The sequence below is a fragment of the Psychroserpens sp. BH13MA-6 genome (genome assembly GCF_052983595.1).
Genome location: NZ_JBRJGE010000037.1, coordinates 1 through 1,060, shown reverse-complemented (window position 1 = coordinate 1,060; position 1,060 = coordinate 1). Strand labels below are relative to the sequence as shown.

General features: G+C 29.3%; 2 protein-coding genes. One reads left to right on the top strand and one right to left on the bottom strand.

The genetic code is table 11. From position 1 onward, the window contains the following. On the top strand, positions 1-208 hold a 208-nt coding region (locus tag ACU8DI_RS15350; RefSeq protein ID WP_447113673.1), incomplete at its 5' end, for a hypothetical protein. Positions 209-390: 182 nt separating this feature from the next. On the opposite strand, the gene ACU8DI_RS15345 is transcribed toward ACU8DI_RS15350, so the two are convergent. Next, the gene (locus tag ACU8DI_RS15345) at positions 391-921 is read right to left on the bottom strand and encodes a hypothetical protein (protein ID WP_447113672.1); all 531 of its coding nucleotides are present in this window, start codon (positions 919-921) and stop codon (positions 391-393) included. Between the last annotated feature and the right edge of the window lie 139 nt (positions 922-1,060).

The window sequence follows — 1,060 nt, the reverse complement described above, 5'->3', positions numbered from 1 at the left end:
GTTTCCTGACCAGCTTTATTTTCGGTATTGCACTATTGTTGCTAACGTAATTGTGTATGATTTGTTGCGGAATTTCAGCCGAAGCGCTTTGCGCTTGGATGAGCCGTTTACGGCGAAAATTCCGCTGGAAAAAAGGCGCAAGGCTGAGCCAGCAATTCTTTCCGAGTTTAAAGATAGTGAATTATGTGAGAATTTTTCCTCGTCTTAACCAACTGAGCAATGAATTATACACGTTGTTGTACGTAGTTATTTTAGTTAGTAAGCTGATATAATTGTAATTAAAATATAATTCCAAATTTTATCATATCTGATGATTGTTTAATTTTTCGGTCAAATTCGCATCTTTTAAGTCGTTCTAATTCTGATTCATTCTTAATTTTGTTCGGAATTTTATTTACTTTTATATTCCATTCTATTTAAAGTTATTCCTGTTCTTTTTTCTGGAAACTCAAATAATTTATTAGATATAATGTACATTTTATATTCATTATCATTTAATAATATGCTATCACCTTTTCTTTCATATTTCCCTACATAAACTCTTCCGTCATTATTTTCGTCACACAGATAGAAGTATTCATTATTTTTTCCAATACTCAATTCGTATACGATATCATTTATTGAAAACTCGTAATATGTATTATTTCTATCGTGATAATTTAAGAACCATAATTTCCAAATTAGGTAAAAAATTAGTGGACAAAAAATAGAATTCATCAAAAAGAATTTTGATAAAGGTTTTTTTAGAAAATATAGTATTAAACCAATTATAAAATTAGTTCCAAATAGAGTAGGTATAATTAAAAGTAGAAAAATTGAAATACTTGGATCTGGTTCAGATGAATAAATCCAAATTCCAATTAAGATCAATTCAAGAACAATAATTATTATTCCGTATTTTAATTTTGTTTTTGAGTTCATTCTTTAATTACGTACAACGTAATTGTGTATGATTATGTTGCGGAATTTCAGCGAGCGTATGCGGCTGATGTTCCGCGGGAAAAACGCGAGCTGCTAGTTCAGGTTTTCCGAGTTGTTTATATTTTTAATAAAAGTAGGA